Source organism: Pseudomonas sp. IPO3778 (assembly GCF_013386825.1).
Taxonomy (GTDB): Bacteria; Pseudomonadota; Gammaproteobacteria; order Pseudomonadales; family Pseudomonadaceae; genus Aquipseudomonas.
Genome location: NZ_JACARC010000141.1, coordinates 417 through 656 on the forward strand (window position 1 = coordinate 417; position 240 = coordinate 656).

1 protein-coding gene and 1 pseudogene (1 of these 2 cut by a window edge) are annotated in these 240 nt (G+C 56.2%); both read left to right on the forward strand.

Annotated elements, in window-relative coordinates:
• Nucleotides 1-34, forward strand: the end of a protein-coding gene (locus HX855_RS33595; protein ID WP_256736858.1) for a transposase. 263 nt of this gene lie to the left of the window's left edge; only the last 34 of its 297 coding nucleotides appear in the window; its start codon lies beyond the left edge, outside the window; it ends in the stop codon at nt 32-34.
• Nucleotides 31-240, forward strand: a pseudogene (locus HX855_RS33600) (IS110 family transposase); the annotation flags it as partial. The gene HX855_RS33595 and the pseudogene HX855_RS33600, both read left to right, overlap by 4 nt.

Sequence of the window (240 nt, forward strand, 5' to 3'; positions counted from 1 at the left end):
CTGGCGAAAACCGACGCTCTGGATGCCCAGGTGATTGCGGAGTTTGCCCAGGCGGTCAAACCCGAGATTCGGGAGATGCCAGATGAACACGCTCGCGAACTGGCGGATCTACTGACTCGACGCCGCCAGCTCATCGATATGATCGTGGCGGAAGAGTCTCGATTGAAACAGGCGGTATTCAAGGCGCTTCGACGGGACATCAAGGCACATATCGTCTGGCTTCAAAAGCGCCTTAAAAGC